The sequence below is a fragment of the Pedobacter sp. 22226 genome (assembly GCF_052045455.1).
GTDB classification, from domain to species: Bacteria; Bacteroidota; Bacteroidia; order Sphingobacteriales; family Sphingobacteriaceae; genus Pedobacter; species Pedobacter jeongneungensis.
In genome coordinates this window covers 208631-225914 of record NZ_JBQEPB010000011.1, presented here as the reverse complement: position 1 = coordinate 225914, position 17284 = coordinate 208631, and the positions used below count along the sequence as shown (strand labels likewise).

Here is a 17284-nt window from a genome sequence, read left to right as displayed (position 1 = left end):
GAATACTGGTCAGCTTTATAAGTTTTTTTTAGTAATTGTCGCGTTTTTATCGGAGCACCCGTTTAAGGTATAAACCAAATAAACTAAACGATGCTCTACACATTAACCTCTATTGTACTGATTATAAGTTTAACATGGGGCCATAAAGATGGCAATGGATCCATGCGGAACAAAGATTAAAATTGTAATATGATAATAATGGTGTCAGATGGAAACATCAGGCACCATCAAAATCAAACAACATTTTCTAAATATTCCGAAATACTTGTTTTCAACTTAACCAGTGTTGTTCCGTTATTCTCAGGATCCGTATTCCCGTTCACAACAGTTTCGGTCATTTCGATAAAATTTTTCCTTGCATCCGGCGAAAAACCTATCTTTTCCAGCGTTTCATCCCAATTTTCATGCGGAATCTGTTTTGCTTTTACCTCTTTATTCAAAACTGTAGAAAATGCGGCAGCAACATCATCCGAACTTAACTTTTCAGGTCCAACAATCTCGTAGATTTTCGATTCATCATCTTTTACCAACACATCGGCTACAAACGTGGCCACATCCATAGGCGAAATCATTGGAATAGCTAAATCAGTTGGGTAAAAAGTAGGTAATATGCTGCTTTTTTTAGCTTCGGGCATTTGTAAAAGCCAGTTGCTATAGTAATAAGCCGGTCTGACAAATATCTGCGGGATATCCAGGTCTTCAAAGGCATGCTCCAGCATGTGCGACATTAACAAATTCCCTGTGCCTTTATCATATTGCGCACCAATGGATGATAAACCGACCACTTTTTTAATCGAAGATTGTTGGATTGCTTTATGATAATTTTCGAGAATGGTTTTAGTTTCACCCAACACATCCTCATTCTTTCCGGTTTCAGGTGTTAAAACGAACAGTGTATCTCCGCCTTTAAAAGCATCAATTAATGAATTTAAATCCATGGCATCAGCAACCGCTAATTCGGCTCCCTTTTCTTTTATTTCTGAAGCTTTTTCAGGATGATGAATAACAGCTTTAACGGGTAGTTTTTTATCCAATAAATGATCCATAATTGCTGATCCGACCTGACCAGACGCGCCTAAGATTACGTACATAACAATCAAATTTTAGTTACGAGCGTTTTCTTAATCAACAAGTAGCAAAGAGTTTTGGTTTCAGGTATGAGTATTTTTCTATCGGTTGGTGTCTCACCAACTGAAACTTTCCTTATTTCCTCTCAAAAGAAAAGTCAAGTTTATTGGCAGGGTGGCTATTCAAATTTGACTTCTATATCGCCGTGGTCTGTGTCTCCACAGACCGTTCTTCTATTGATTGGTGTCTCACCGACCAAAACTATCGCCATGGTTCGTGTCCCCACGGACCAAAATACTAAAGGTCCAATGGCCGTGGTCTGTGTCTCCACAGACCGCTCTTCTATTAGTTGGTGTCAATTCTCTTGCTTGGTGTCCCACCAACCAAAACTTTATTTAACATGCTCCATAATAAAATTTTGCGGATTATAAAACCGATCATTCAATTGCGTATTGTTAAAAGTTAACCAGCTTGCACAGCCGTAATCATCAAATTTCTTTCTGATTTCCAAATGAAGATGATGATAATCTCCACCATATTTTTTGCTTTCCTGTGGGGTAAATAACCTGGCCAGTTTGGTATTCTGATCAACCGCCTGACCATTGCTTACATAAACTTCTTTTAAATGTTTGTAAGAGGTAAACATCATCTGTCCGTTCGGTAATTTATGCTTAACCACAACCGTGCGCTGGTTTTCGCTCAAATGAACAGAACACACTATTCCATTAGCCATAGCGTAAACATTCACCAGTTTTGCCTTTGGTTGTACAGGGTTAATATCGATTGCCGTATGGATATGCCCTTTAACATAACTATCGCGGTGATCACCAAAAATGCTGATGATTTTGATGTTGTTTACCTTTTTACGGTTGGCCACATCAAACGGAAGATACCATTGATCGGCGATTTTTGAAGGAGCCGTATCCGTATAGTAAGGTTTCCAGCGATCGCGGTCTTTTTCAATCGTTGGTGTTTCGAATAAAAGTGCAGATAAGAATATAAATAGTAATGTTTTCATGCTTTAAGGATTTAAAAGCAAGATAACATTATTTAAAGAAATTAACTATTTTTATAGTTTAAGATAATAAAGTCGTCATCTCGACTGGAACGCAGTGGAATGGAGAAATCTAACTCGAGACAGATTTCTCGACTTCGCTTTGCTCCGCTCGAAATGACGATAATAGTATGAATTTAGCTACGCCAAAACATCCTCTTTAAGCGCCTCTGCGGCCGGATTAACCAGAGTGCCAATCAATTCAGGAACAGGAACATCCGTGCTTTCGCTGTAACCATGGGTTAACAACCTTACCCTGTTAATGCAAACCCTGATAAATTCTGGTACAAAAAGGTCGAATTTTTCAAATTTTGACGATAATTCTGGATTTTCCTGCTGAAACTCTAAAATTACATCAGCCACCTGACGCCAGAACTGTTTTTCGTCCATTCCTACATAACTATAGAAAATATTGCCCAGATACCTGAATACCGCATCAAATATGCCCGAAAGGATGAATAATGGTGCCAGTTCATCGTTGATTTCTCTTAAAACGTCAACAAGGTCATTCGGTAATTTAGCTTTCGATTCTTCTGTTAATACAATTTCTTCCACAAAATCTTTAATGATAATGCGCTCCGGAACACCATTTTTCATGACCAGAATCGTGTTTTCACCATGTGGACTAAAGAAAAAGGCATGTTTATAGAAAATCCTCAACACCGGTTTCAAGTAAGCCGATAAATAAGCGTTTAACCAGCTTGAAGCGTCTAATCCAGATTTTTCGATCAGTGCCTGCACCATACTTTTGCCATTATCGTCCACATAAAGTAAACTGGCCATCGTCATGATATTTTCGCCTTCCAGCAGGTAATTTTCAGCACTTTCGCGCCAGATGGCACCTAAAAACTCCTGGTATTGATACGGCGAACCCGGAATTTCACTGTATTGCGGATGGGTATAAGCTACCGTAGCTACTTCGCCTAAAAGAACTACTCGGGTTTGTTTCAGGTATTCATCTCCCTGCAGCATGTCTTTTGCCCATTGGGTAACTTTTGGTGCAATAGCCAGTTTTTTAGGCGATAATCCCCTGAAAATCGAGGTATTTAATATCGAAATGGCCGTTTTTACATAATGTTTTTTAGGTTCACTCACATTAAAGAAAGTACGGATGCTGTTTTGGCACATGTATTCGTCGTTACCAAGGCCAACAGGTACAATTAGCTGATGGGCAATATCATGCGCCAGTTGCAATACAATTTTATTGTTCCACTGCCATTCGTGTACTGGGATAAAGAAATAATCTTCGGGGTTTAATTCCTGCCGGATCAATACCTGGTTAAAATCGTGAACCTGTTTTAAACTCAATTCTTCGTTATAAAAAGAAAAAGGAGAAATGCTTTCGATGCTCTTAAATTGTGCCCTTGATCGGTGTACCGCCAACCAGGCCAATTGTGTACGCTGTGCAGCTTCGGGTGCATATTTGCCCTGATCGCTGTGGTTAAAGCCAATACGGCCTTTGTTGATCGTAGCCCATGGATGACCATCCATCTGATGTTCAATCGTCTGGTAATCTGCATTGGCCAGTTCATCAGCGGTTAACCTGCCTTTTTCGTGGATATAAGCATCAGCATACAAAGTATTTAAGGTTTCTTCAATAAAATGGGCTAGGGTAAATGGTTTAATACCAAAGGTTTGCTGCAGTTCGGTATAAAAGGCCGGGGCATTTTTTACCGCTACACTTTCGCCATTTACAAACTTTTTAATACTTTGTTTGTCGATGTGCAGGTAATCCAAAGCGCGCTGCTGACCAGAGAAAGTATAGTAGATATCCTCAGAATCAGTAGCCAAACGGAAATTGACAACACCATCTTCATTTGTATTCACTAATGTTGGTTCTGCCAGTTTCTCGTGCATCAGTTCCACGATCGATTTTGCAATATAGTTTAGGTTTACCTTATCCCAAACTTCTTTTTTTAAAGGTTTTATGTGATTGAAATTGTTGTAACTCATGGTATTTAATTTTTTAAGTTGTTAGTCCGGATTGTAATCCGGGCTTGTTGTACCCCGGATTTTAAATCCGGTTCTCAATGGTCGGGATTATAAATCCCGACCAACGTGGTCTTGTTGGTCCCGATTTGCAATCGGGACCCTATTTACAAATCCCGACCAGCCAATTGTAAATCCGCTTCAGTAAATTCCACTTTCTCTTCCTCTCCATTTATACTAAACTGCTGGAAAGCGATCCGTTTTTCTACCGGATAGATTTCGAAGCCTAAAATGGCATTGATGATAGATGCATTGCGATAAGCACCCATACCCAGATCAGGCGTGACAAATCCGTGCGTATGCAGTTCGGCGTTTTGCACAAAAATTTCGTTTCCATTTACATCAATGGCATAATTGCGGTGCACCTGAAAAAGTCCATCGGCATTGCGTGCAATCCGGTCGTTAATGGCCGATAAAAAGCCCGGCTCGTTATATTTGTAACCCGTTGCCAATACCACAGCATTTGTATCAACCGTAAAATCTTTTTCGCTTTCGGCATGGTAAAAATCGAGCTGGTAGCTACCATCATTGTTCACCGTTAGGTTGTTTAACTGGCAGTTTGGCATCAGTTCGGCATTGATTTTTTCGCCATCAACGCTTAATTCGTAAAGTTTATCGAAAATCTGGTTGATCAGTTCGAAATTGATCCCTTTAAACAAAGAATTTTGTTTACTTAAAAGTTGTTTTCGTTTAGCATCGCTCAAATTGTAAAAATGATCTACATATTCAGGCGAAGTAAGCTCTAAAGTCAACTTCGAATATTCCATTGGGAAAAAGCGATCCGGACGGGTAAACCATTTCAGTTTTAAACCATTCTCCGTTTCAGGCAACAGATCGTAGAAAATTTCTGCGGCACTTTGTCCTGAGCCGATAATCGTTACCGTTTTTTGTTCCAGTAAAGTCTGTTTAAACTTTAAATATTCTGACGAGTGTATGGCATATTGATGAACGGTTGGATCAATAAAAGCAGGCACTTTAGGCGCAGTTCCTGTTCCGAGCACTATTTTTTTTGCAAAAATAATTTCGATCGTTCCGGTGGCCTGATCTGTTTTTTCAATTTGATAAATGCCGTCAGCATAGTTTATATTGCTTACTTTTTGTCCGAAATGGCAATTTTTTAAATGGGTAATTACCCATTTACAATAAGCGTTATATTCTTTACGCAGCACGAAAAAATCTTCCCTGATGTAAAATTTATAAAGGCGATCGGTTTGTTTCAGGTAGTTTAAAAAGCTGTACGGACTGGTTGGGTCGGCCATGGTAACCAGGTCGGCCATAAAAGGTACCTGCAAAGTCGCATCGCTCAACATCATGCCCGGGTGCCAGTTAAATTCGTTCGCCTGATCTAAAAATAAAGTAGATAAGCTTTCTATCGGTGCACATAAAGCGGCCAGACCTAAATTAAATGGACCGATTCCAATACCTACAATATCATATATTTTCTGTTCCTGCATTATATTTCCTCCGTTTCAAATTGTGCTGTTTTCATCATGGCGTAAGCTTTGGCTTCAGGAAATTTATCCCAATACCAGTCGCGGTAACAAAAAGTCAGGTTGGCCATTTTATAAGGCATCTGGATTACTTTCTCTAATTTGAAACCTAATCTGGTTACAAAAATGTGCATCGCCCGGCTTTCAACTGCGGCTTCACCGATACATTTACCCACTTCTGGTTGTTCAAAAATGAAATCCATCAAGGCTTGTCCGGTTTCAAAACTAAATTTCTTGTCTTTATCCGTAGGAGCAATCAGTAAATGTGCGCCATAATCGGTTGTTAAGGCTTCATAACATGCACCAACGCCATCGCGCATCGGCCAGTAAGGCTCTATCGTAAAGGTCGGTTCACCATTTATTTCACCAATAAAACTGTGCGAAGCATCATTTGGCAATAACGTTCTGTAAAATAACTCCAGGCCTTTAATCGGGCCATCCATTTTCCAGATCGGTTTGGCATGTTCCTGGTTAAACCAATCGTGTACCATTTCCAGATCGCGGTCAATATTGAACGGACGGATGTTGATCGTTACATTTTCTTTAGGGAAAAATCTGCTGTAAAGCACCTCTTTTGTTTGTGGTTTAATGAGGTTTTCAGAAAAGAAATATTTAGACAGCGGGTTTGGAAATTCACGGTAAATGGCCGGATTATCGATCGGTGCACTAGCTTCATCAATATTGCAAAGATTGGTTAATAAATTGCCTTTTACTTCCCAGCTGCGGCGGTTAATGATATAATCGACCAGACCGGTGGTATCACTGTTTTCAAATTGTTTAAATTCCAGGTAAACCAGATCGATCAAAGTTTTTTCATCAGCCAAACCATTACTGGCAAGAGCATTTACCACTCCTAAAATGTTGTTGATGAGCAGATAATAGGTTAATTTAGGAATAATATATTCGTTCGGAACAATCGATCCGCTTTCGGCAGCAATGCCCGGATAAACGGCTTCTAAGGCTTCGGCTTTAGCGTCGCTGAAGAAATAACCCTGGTTGTCCCTGAAATAAAATTTGGCAGGATAAAAATCCTTATCTAGTTCGAGCATCACATTTTGCTGGTGAAACTCAAAAGCCATCCCAAAATTGTTGTAAAGGCCAACAATTGGAGCCACACAAAGGTGAAGGTATTGTTTAAACCAGTTTACTGCAGTATAAGCAACTGTTTTGTTTTTATTGATAGATGCCTCCTCAATTACGTGTGCAATCCTCGGTTTCTGACCCAGTAAACCATCCTGACAAAGCGCCGCCAATAGGCTTACATTTTTGCCGGCATCTTCTCCTTTGAAAGGATTATGTCTGATGCTGATGTTAAATCCATCAATGGTTTCGCCCTGATAGTTCACGGTGATAAATGCAGGATCGGTAATAAATTCAATCTCCGGAAATTCGGCCTTAGCTGCTTTGCCGTATTCTGTTTTTAATAATTTACTTACATCATAACCACGGTGAAGTTCCCTTACCAGGTTAACCCGTTGTGAGTTGGTGATTTTTACATGTAAGGAAAACTTCAGCATCCAATCGCTCGCTGCATTGTAAACGGTTCTTACCGAAGAAGTTGGGGTGTACGGTTCTCCAAAACAACCAAGGTAGAATAATAATTTTTCACCTTCCATGGCCTGCACCGTTGGCAATGTTAACAGATAATCCGCTTCCCAGGGATGCATGGGTACCACTTTATGGTTAGGATATTGATCCAATAAAGCAATTAAATCTGCATTTCCGCTATCTAAGAGTTCAATCCTGAAAAGATCGGTAATATCGAAACCTTCTGCATTTTTCTCGGTAATGTTATCGCCGGCAATTAAAAAATAGGCCAGTTGGAATTTGCCCTGGGTTTCTGGTGAAAATTTGAAAAGTTCGTCCTTGCTGTTAAAACCAGCTCTACCTTTTGGAAGGGGATGGGCATTGTGACCTAAAAATAAGGATTGCTCAGCCTCAATAAAACTCATTTTAGGGAAATTTACCGGTTTGCCATTCTGTTTAAAATAAGATAGAAATGCCTCCAGATTTTCAACACTGTTGGTTAAACGTTCGTTAATAATCTTAGTATTGGCGTTAGGAAATTCTTCGGCACTAAACTGAATAGCCAGTTCCATAAAGCGGTAAATGCTGATCGGATTGATTGCATCTGTAGCAATATTGCGTTCTATTACCGGAAAATTAAACACATGGCGACCGCTATCGGCATAAAATTTTAACGGTGCATATACTTCAAAACCAATGGAGCTGAAATCGAACCTGATATGCAAACGGTCGGTTGTGGTAAACAGGTAATTAGCGAGCGGAGCATCATATTTTGGAATGCCCACATAACGGCTCCAGTTACTAAATTCTCTGCAATAACTGTTTAAAAGGGCATTAAAATTAGTTTCTTCTGAAATCTGCTGAAGCCTGGTTGAGTCTAACATATTCGTTTCCATGTTTTTTAATAATTTTAATAATGTTTTCAATATCGCTCATGGTAGTAAGCGGGTTAAGTAGGGTAAATTTGAGGTAGAATTGCTGGTTAATTTTGGTGCCTGCCACTAAGGCTTTTCCTTCGCTGAACATGGATTTTTTAATATACTGGTTCATGGCGCAAACATCCAGACGAACATTTTTCGGACGGTAGCGGAAAACCAGCGCACTGATATCTGATTCATTCATTAGTTCAAAATCACTGTCGAAATTTAAGCGGTCGGCAATTTGAGCTGCGGTTTCAATAATGGTATCAAAATAGCCTCCCAGTTTATTTCTGCCCATCATCCTGAGCGTAAACCAAAGTTTTAATGCATCAAACCTTCGTGTGGTTTGTATCGATTTATTCACCTGGTTTGGCAAACCATCTTCATCATGGTCTTTAGGATTTAAATAATCGGCGTGGTGGGTAATCAGGTTGAAATATTTTTTATCGTTCACCAAAAAACCACTGCTGCTTACCGGCTGGAAGAAAGATTTATGGTAATCAACCGTAACCGAATGGGCCAGCTCAATGCCATTGAGTAAACTGCGGTATTTATCGGTCAATAATAACCCACAGCCATAAGCCGCATCGATATGGAACCAGGTGTTGTATTTTTTGCTGATAGAAGCCAGTTCTTTCAAAGGATCTACATTTCCGAAATCAGTTGTACCTGCTGTACCCACCACCGCAATGGGAATATTGCCAAACGCAATTTCACGTTTAATGGCATCTTCCAGTAAAACCGTGTTCATCCTGAAACTGCGGTCGGTTTTAATTTTGATTACCGATTTTTCACCCAAACCTAACAGCGAAGCGTTTTTCTGGATGCTGAAATGCGCCTTCTCCGAAACAAAAATCCTGAATCTGGAGGCTTCCTGCGGTAAACCATTTAATTTAATGTTGTGGTTTAGAACGGTAATGGCATAATGATCTCGCGCCAGTAAAAGTCCCATTAAATTACTTTGGGTACCGCCACTGGTAAAAATACCATCTGCTTTTTTGCTGTAACCAATCTGATCGCAGGTCCATTCGATCAGTTTTTGTTCAATCAATGTTCCGCCAGCGCTTTGATCCCAGGTATCGATCGATGAATTGATCGACGAAATCATCACTTCAGCAGCTACGGCCGGAATTACAATCGGACAGTTTAAATGGGCAATGTAGGCGGGATGGTGGAAAGCAACTGCATGATTCGTGTAAAGTTCTTCTACTTCTTTAAGCAGCGAATCGTAATTGTCGTGCGTTTTTTCAAATTCAACCGCATCAAACAAGTGCCTTAACTGTACAGGAGTTACCCCGCTAAATGGCTTTTGATTGTTGTGAAGGAATTTTTTTACGGCCTGGGTAACCTTCCCTACTGCGTGGAGGTATTCTTCTTCGTTTTCGTGGTGAAAGATTTCCTTCGTCGGACTTTCCGTGAGGAAATCGATAAGTTCATGTTTTTCGAGGTCTGGTGCAAACATTTTTTTATTTTTTCAAAATTTAAGGTTTAAGGCAATAACCACCCAGCTTTAAAAGCCAGCTTTGTATGAATAATTAGTTAGGAGGATGCTTCGAACTTAGTAATCGTTTTTAGCAAAATATTTCGGTTGCTAAGGTATGTGTTTATTTAGATTGATTAAAAATAATATTTTAAATATTTTTAACACATTGTTAATAAGTCTATTGTATTGGTTTTATCAAACGTTTGTTAGGTGCATTGTGATAAAAATTAATTCATTTTATTTGGATTTAATCTAAATTAATGATTGCTTTGCGCAAAAAAATAATCATTAATGAAGAATCTATACTTAATTGCAATCTTAATCTGTGGGTTTATCCTTACAGGCAAAGCGCAGACCGTAACTGGTAAAGTGCTTGGAGAAACTGCTCCCTTGGCCGGGGCAAATATTAAAGTGGAAGGAAAGGGCAACTCCGCTACAACTAATGCAGATGGAACTTTCGAACTGAAATTAACCGAAGGTGCTTACGTTTTACAGGTAAGTTATGTAGGTTATACCACTGTATTACAAAAAGTTAATTTAGCTAATAACCAAACGGTTAACTTAACCCTTAGCTTAAGTCCAACCTCAAATATGCAGGAGGTTGTGGTGGTGTCATCGCGTAAGCCAACCAAAATCAGCGAAATACCAGGTACCGTTTGGGTGGTAGATGTTGCAAAAATCCAGGAGCAGGCAAGGGCAGGTATTCCTTTAAAGCAATCTTTGGCGCAATTGATCCCGAGTTTGGATGCCGGCCCCGAAGGACGTACCAACTATGGCCAAAACCAACGTGGCAGAGATGCATTGGTGATGATTGATGGGGTATCTTTAAACAGTACCCGTGGGGTTAGCCGTCAGTTCGAATCGATTGATCCTTTTAACATTGAGCGTATTGAGGTTTTATCTGGTGCAAGCGCTGTTTATGGCGGTGGTGCAACAGGTGGGATCATCAATATCATCACTAAAAAAGGGCAGGACAGTCAGCCAAGTTTTACCACACAGGTTGGTGTTCGCAGCGGATTAAAAGAAAAAAGTGATCATGATGTACGTGTAGCTCAAGCCATTTCGGGTGGGAGCAAAGATTGGAACGGACGTATCGGTATGGCTTTCCAGAAAAACAATGCGGCTTATGGTGCAGACGGAAAACAGATTTTTACCGACATTACCCAAACTGATTTACAATATAACCAATCGTTTGATTTCTTCGGAAGTACCGAATTTAGATTAACCGATTATCAAAAAATAACGGTAAACGGCCAGTATTATAATTCGGGTTACCGCGGAGATAAAGACTTGTTTTTAGGCACAAACTACGCTGGTTTATTATCAAATCCGGCAGTTTTGGAAATGAGAAACGGTTATTCATCAGATGTTGATCCAAAAACGAGCAGGGCAAATATCAATGCCAACTATCAGGCAAGCGAAATTTTAGGCGGACAAACGCTTTATATCCAGGCAGCAGCCAGAAACGAGCAGTTTAGCTTCCACCCATTCCCGGGGCAGGCGGCTATACCCGGCGTACTTTACAGCGGTTCATCCATCCAGAATACCAATTACAGCGCCTTAAAACTGGTATTAAATAAAGACTGGAACAAGGTAAACCTTACTTACGGTGTAGATGCCGACAATGAAAACTTTAATGCACAACAAGCCTTGTTTGATAGGGTAAAGGCTGCTACATCAGGTGGACTTACCAATGCCACCGTGGCAACCATTGCACGTTATCCTAATTTCAGGGTGAATGGTTTATCTGGCTTTTTACAGGCACAGGTTAAAGTAACTGACTTTTTAAGTTTATCAGGAGGTGTGCGTCAGCAACGTATGTTTGTTAAAGTTGGCGATTTTGTGGGGACGACAGCTTCAGTGCCTTTGGCTTATGGTGTAGGCAGAACAGCTACACCAATTGCGGGTGGTAAAAACCATTACGATGTAAACTTGCTAAATGGTGGTTTAGTCGTAAAAATCAACGCGCCACAACAGGTTTGGGTTAACTTTTCGCAAGGCTTTAACTTAGCCGATCCGGCAAAATATTACGGACAGGGAAGTTATACTTTGGCAGGTACCAACTTTAATTTGGGTAACTCTATCAATGTGGCCAGTTCCCCTTTAACTGGTATTAAAACAGAACAATATGAAGCTGGTTACCGTTACCGTACAGGTATATTTAATGCTCAGGTAGCTGGTTTTTATGCTTTATCTGATAAAAACGTGAAAACAAACAGCACTTTCAATATTGAAGTTTTTGACGAAAAAGTAAGAAATATCGGTGTTGAAGGTTCGTTATCGCTAAACCTGAAAAATGGTTTCGAGGCGGGAGCAAACGGTTTATACATTAAAACACAAAAACAGAATACCGATGAAACCTGGTCTTTACAGGATGTTACCGTAGCTAGTCCATCTAAACTGGCTGGTTATTTAGGCTATAATGGAAAATTATTCGGTTTAAAAGCACAGATTTTCCATTCATTTGATTCGAAAGGTATTTCTGTCGTTCAAAATAAGCCGGTAGAATATGAGTTAAAAGGATACACCACTGTTGATTTATTGGGATCGGTTAAAATATTTACCGGAAGCTTATCAATTGGTGTACAAAATCTGTTGAATAAAGAGTATCAAACCATTTGGAGCCAGCGTTCGGTATTGTTATACCAAGCTTTGGCAAAACCAGAAACATTTTATTATGCAGGTCGCGGCCGTACGTATAATTTAACATATACGCTTAATTACTAGATAGACTCCTTGGTTGGTGTCTCACCAACCAATCCAGATTTTATTTCAAGTGATCTGTGGGGACACAGACCACGGCATTTATTTTTATAGGTCGTCATTTCGAGCGAAGTGCAACGAAGTCGAGAACCCGAAGGCTCTGCGAAGCAAAATCTATCTAGGTATATCTCTCCATTCCACTGCGTTTCAGTCGAGATGACGACCTTTTTGTTGGAAAGAATAGTAGGCAATGACGATTTTTACTTCCTTTTCAATTCAATCACTGTAATCTCCGGCCAGATCCCGATCCGGCCTGAAAAACCGAGGAAACCAAAACCGCGGTTCACATTTAAATAGCGGCCATTTTCGGTTTTAATGCCTGCCCAGTGTTTGTAACGGTATTTTACCGGGCTCCATTTAATCCCAAAAGCTTCGATACCAAATTGCATACCGTGCGTATGCCCTGCTAAGGATAGCTGGATTTTAGAAGGATAGTTTTTTACCTGTGCATCCCAATGTGATGGGTCGTGAGATAAAAGAATTTTAAAATCGTTCACATCTGTATTTTGAAGCGCTTTATTCAAGTCGCCGCGTTCCCCGAAACCGATTCCCCAGTTTTCTATTCCCGCAAGGATGATTTTTTCGCCGTTTTTATGCAACTCTACATGTTCATCCAGTAAAAGTTTAAAGCCCAGTTCTTTGTGGTAAGCTTTCAGTTGGTTTAAATTCTGGATTTTATCTGCTTCACTTGGCCACTTGATATAATCGCCATAATCGTGGTTGCCTAAAACAGAAAACTGTCCGAAAGGTGCTTTAATCTGGGAGAAATGGCCGATGTAAGGCACTATTTCTGAAGAAGCATTATTCACCAAATCTCCGGTGAAAACAAAGAGGTCGCTTTTTTGGTCGTTGATCATGTCGATTCCTTTTTGTACTGCTTTAGGGTTGGTAAAACTTCCGGCATGTACATCAGAAATCTGCGTAAGTGTAAAACCGTCAAAAGCGGCGGGTAGATCGTCGAAATACAGCGTATGTTTAATTACCCGGTAGGCATATTTGCCCTGGGTAATGCCATAAGCAAACAAAGCGATGGTTAAACAGAACATAATAAAGGCAAAATCGACCCAGTAGCTGCTGCGGCCTGCAATATGAAAGCCTCCCGGTTCAAAATTAGTGGCTAAGCCAATCAGTAAGCGGTAAATATCGCCAAGGAGCAGAAAAAAGGCGAAAACAATTTCTGAGGCAAAAACAATCAAAAAAGCGTGACTAACAATCTGGAAGAACTTATTTATTCCCTGAATCCGCATTTGTTGAATGGCGAAAAACAAGGCAAAAGTTAAACCGATAATAAATACCCAAAAAATTGGGCTAAGTAAACTTGATTGATTAATGGTGCCCAGGCCCGATAATACATAGGCATTTAAGACAAAAAATATGAATGCAACTATCAGGAGCGGCAATAGATTGAGTTTTCTTCTCATTGTTAAAAATCTGTAATCAGTATATATGGTAAAAATAGAATTTAAACGCCGATAATAACCTGGTGTTACGGTGACCGGTTATTTTTACGCTTCTTTGATTAAAGCAATTTCTGTTTTAATGCGTTATATTTATGAATATGATAGTTTGTTGAATTAAAATCAACTTCCTGTTGCATATTTTATAATTTACTTTCTTTTATTAGCTTTGTGCGAATATGCTGTCCAAAAAAACAAAATATGCCATTAAAGCGCTTGTTGCGCTAGGTAAAAATTTAGATAAACCACCAATGCAGATTTCGAAAATTGCAGAGGAGGAGCATATCCCTAAAAAATTCCTGGAACAGATCCTTCTTGATCTGCGAAATGCCGGCTTTTTATACAGTAAAAAAGGAGCAGGCGGTGGTTACAGCTTAAACAAAAAACCTGAAGAAATTTTATTAGTACACGTAATGCGTGTAACCGATGGCCCTATTGCAATGGTGCCATGCGCAAGTTTAAACTTTTACCACAAATGTGATGAATGTGTTGATGAGAAAACATGCGGCATCAGAAGTGCGTTTATTGATGTAAGGGATGCCACACTAAAGGTTTTAACCGAAACCAGTATCGCCGATGTAATTGGCCGCGAGGATAACCTGAAAATCGGAATTATTAATTTGTAATATTTATTTTCAAGGAAACGCTTGCACTCGTTTCCAAACGAGTGCATCAATAGCTATACGATTCTATCGTTTGTAAACGATAAATTATACAACGCTGGTTAGAAACGAGCGTAAGCACTAGATTTCAAAATATTAATCCCAAATTCGTTTATCGAATCTAGGATTTTTTTGTAAATGAAAGTTCAGTTTTTCATAGGGGATTTTAGTCCCGCTTTCCGTTTTATTCCGATGCTAATGTAGTGCCGATTTATCTGTAAAGAATCGGAATGTTCACTTCAATCGGGTTTATTTAACAGCGGCAGTTGCGTTAGGGATTGTAAGGGTTCAGTACCGATCTTTCATCGGTACCGGAGCGAAGCGCAGCCCTGAAAAGCCCGACCCTTGCGTAGCTTGGGGAACGCCCGAATCAATTATCAGTTTGCAGTTATCAGTTTTCAATTATCAGTTTTCAATTTCCGGTTGGCAGTTTTAACTTTATTATTAAGCCTTTTAACACATATATTTCTCCATTCAGGTACCCTCCGGTAGAAATGACGTTTCTTTAATGTAAATTTTTTCATAATAAATTACGACTATTCCTATATACTTTATATATTTGGCGTATGAACTTCAATTTTATACCTAAACAATTAACCGCTAGGCAAATTATGTGCTGTTGTTGTAAAACGCAGTAACAGGAGCCTACAGATAATTTTATGTATAAAATATTGAATGCTTCTCGGTAACAGGGAGGCATTTTTTGAATAAAGCTAACAACACATATGCAAAGTTTCAGAACAGAACTCGAAAATCCGATTGTCGAGCAGGACATCATCGATTTAGAGAATAAGATTAAAGCTTTTAGAGATGGCACCATCCACGACGAAAAGTTTAGGAGCCTCCGTTTGGCCCGAGGTGTTTACGGACAAAGACAGCCAGGCGTACAAATGGTGCGCATTAAACTGCCATTTGGTAAGGTAACTTTTAAGCAGTTATTGCGCATTGCCGATATTGCCGATGAATACGGAAGCGGTAACCTGCACTTAACCACGCGTCAGGATATCCAGATCCATTATGTGAGTTTAGATAGAACACCCGAGCTTTGGGCTAAACTGGAGCAGGATGATATTACACTGCGCGAAGCCTGTGGAAACACGGTGCGTAATGTAACCGCTTCTCCGAATTCGGGTATCGATGCAGAAGAACCTTTTGATGTTTCGCCTTATGCGCAGGCAGTATTTGCTTACTTTTTGCGTAACCCGATCTGTCAGGAAATGGGCCGCAAGATTAAAATTTCTTTTTCTTCAAGCGATAGGGATACGGCTTTCAGCTATATCCATGATTTAGGTTTTATTCCGAAAATTAACGAAAATGGCGAACGTGGTTTTAAAGTTTTATTTGCCGGTGGTTTAGGTGCGCAGCCTTTCCTTGCCAATGCCGTTCATGAATTTTTACCTGAAGATCAGTTAATTCCTTTTACCGAGTCTGTACTCCGCGTGTTCGATCGTTATGGCGAACGCAGTAACCGTAACAAAGCGCGTTTAAAATACCTGGTTCAGAAATTAGGATTGGAAGAAATACTACGTTTGGTTGCCGAAGAACGTATTGCCAATAAGGTAAAAACCTTTAAAATAGATCTTAATACTGTTCCTCAACCCATTTTACCTTTAGAACAGGAATATCCTGCGGTAGAAATTTTGAATGAGGCACATTATAAACACTGGTTAGCTACCAACGTAATTAAACAAAAACAGGCCGGCTTTTATGGCGTGTATGTAAAAGTTCAGGTGGGCGATATTAAAACCGATAAAGCAAGGGCTTTTGTTGATGCCATCAGGTTGTATGTTGCCGATGAAATCAGGATTACCCAAAACCAGGGCTTATTATTAAAATTTGTGCGTAAGGAAGCATTACCTTCTTTATATGCCGCGCTAAATAAAATTGGTTTTACCACTGCCGGTTTTGATAGTTTGGCCGATATTACCACCTGTCCGGGTACGGATACCTGTAATTTGGGTATTTCGAACTCTATGACGCTTGCAGAGGTTTTAGAGGAAGTAATTTATACCGACTTCCCTGAATTTATCTACGAGAAAAACATTAAGATCAAAATTAGTGGTTGCATGAACTCTTGCGGTCAGCATGGTTTGGCTGAAATTGGTTTCCACGGAAGTTCGGTAAAAGCTGAAGGCAAAGTGGTTCCGGCTGTTCAGGTAATGCTGGGTGGCGGTACGGTTGGTAACGGAGTTGGCCGTGTGGCTGAACGTGTAATTAAAGTGCCATCTAAAAGGGCAACAAGTGTTTTACATTTCATTTTAAATGATTTTAAAGCCAATAACCAGGAAGATGAAAACTTCCACCAATATTATGACAGAAAAGGTAAAGACCATTTTTATCAGTTATTGAAACCATTGGCCGATTTAACCAACCTGCAAACAGAAGAATTTGTAGACTGGGGCCACGTTGAAGAATTTGTAACTGCGATTGGTGTGGGTGAGTGTGCTGGTGTAGTGATCGATTTAGTAGCTACTTTATTATTAGAAGCCGACGAAAAATTTGGCTGGGCAAAACAAAATCTGGATAAAGCTGCTTATGCCGATGCCATTTACCATACCTACAGCACTTTTGTAAGCGCAGCAAAATCTTTATTGTTGGATAAAGGCGTAAACAGCAGTACACAGGTTGGCGTGATCCGTGAGTTTGATAACCATTATGTAGAAACAGGAGAATTTAATTTACCGACCAATTTCTCAGACCTGGTTTTACAGATCAACAAAAACGAACCGACTGAGGAGTTTGCAAAAAAATATTTTGAAGAAGCCAGTCAATTTTTAAATCAGATTAAGGAGAAAAGAGCGGTATTAGCGAAATAGAAGGAGTGAATGATTGAGTGATAGAGTTAATGAATGATTGAGTGATAGAATTAAT

Annotated in this window: 10 protein-coding genes; 3 read left to right on the top strand and 7 right to left on the bottom strand. The window is 39.7% G+C overall.

Annotated features, from left to right (window positions below; translation table 11 throughout):
* Positions 1-233 precede the first annotated feature (233 nt).
* The 6 genes from ACTJKC_RS22970 to ACTJKC_RS22945 form a co-directional block, all read right to left on the bottom strand.
* Positions 234-1091 (bottom strand): NmrA family NAD(P)-binding protein, encoded by an 858-nt coding sequence (locus tag ACTJKC_RS22970; RefSeq protein ID WP_440795674.1) that lies wholly within the window; start codon positions 1089-1091, stop codon positions 234-236.
* A gap of 368 nt (positions 1092-1459) precedes the next feature.
* A complete protein-coding gene (locus ACTJKC_RS22965; protein ID WP_440795672.1) occupies positions 1460-2086 on the bottom strand; it encodes a M23 family metallopeptidase in 627 nt (208 codons plus the stop codon).
* A gap of 177 nt (positions 2087-2263) precedes the next feature.
* Positions 2264-4075 (bottom strand): IucA/IucC family protein, encoded by a 1812-nt coding sequence (locus ACTJKC_RS22960; protein WP_440795670.1) that lies wholly within the window; start codon positions 4073-4075, stop codon positions 2264-2266.
* A 143-nt stretch (positions 4076-4218) separates the two neighbouring features.
* Positions 4219-5565: a lysine N(6)-hydroxylase/L-ornithine N(5)-oxygenase family protein gene (locus ACTJKC_RS22955; protein WP_440795668.1), complete on the bottom strand. Its 1347-nt coding sequence runs from the start codon at positions 5563-5565 to the stop codon at positions 4219-4221.
* Positions 5565-8024, bottom strand: a complete 2460-nt coding sequence (locus tag ACTJKC_RS22950) for a GNAT family N-acetyltransferase (protein WP_440795666.1) — start codon at positions 8022-8024, stop codon at positions 5565-5567. The genes ACTJKC_RS22955 and ACTJKC_RS22950 overlap by 1 nt, the downstream gene beginning before the upstream one ends.
* Positions 7969-9510: a pyridoxal phosphate-dependent decarboxylase family protein gene (locus ACTJKC_RS22945; RefSeq protein ID WP_440795664.1), complete on the bottom strand. Its 1542-nt coding sequence runs from the start codon at positions 9508-9510 to the stop codon at positions 7969-7971. Before ACTJKC_RS22945 ends, ACTJKC_RS22950 begins: the two co-directional genes overlap by 56 nt.
* A 312-nt stretch (positions 9511-9822) precedes the next feature.
* Here ACTJKC_RS22945 and ACTJKC_RS22940 point away from each other — a divergent pair, with 312 nt between their 5' ends.
* Positions 9823-12258, top strand: coding sequence for a TonB-dependent receptor (locus tag ACTJKC_RS22940; protein WP_440795662.1), 2436 nt, complete (start codon positions 9823-9825; stop codon positions 12256-12258).
* 236 nt (positions 12259-12494) lie between these two features.
* Here the strand turns inward: ACTJKC_RS22940 and ACTJKC_RS22935 are convergent, their stop codons facing one another.
* The gene (locus ACTJKC_RS22935) at positions 12495-13715 is read right to left on the bottom strand and encodes a metallophosphoesterase (protein ID WP_440795660.1); all 1221 of its coding nucleotides are present in this window, start codon (positions 13713-13715) and stop codon (positions 12495-12497) included.
* Positions 13716-13930: 215 nt separating this feature from the next.
* Here ACTJKC_RS22935 and ACTJKC_RS22930 point away from each other — a divergent pair, with 215 nt between their 5' ends.
* Together ACTJKC_RS22930 and ACTJKC_RS22925 are read left to right on the top strand one after the other, a co-directional pair.
* Positions 13931-14377, top strand: coding sequence for an RrF2 family transcriptional regulator (locus tag ACTJKC_RS22930; RefSeq protein ID WP_055903643.1), 447 nt, complete (start codon positions 13931-13933; stop codon positions 14375-14377).
* A gap of 761 nt (positions 14378-15138) precedes the next feature.
* Positions 15139-17229 carry a nitrite reductase gene (locus ACTJKC_RS22925; protein WP_440795657.1) on the top strand — a complete coding sequence of 697 codons (2091 nt, stop codon included), beginning with the start codon at positions 15139-15141 and terminating at the stop codon, positions 17227-17229.
* Positions 17230-17284: the final 55 nt, after the last annotated feature.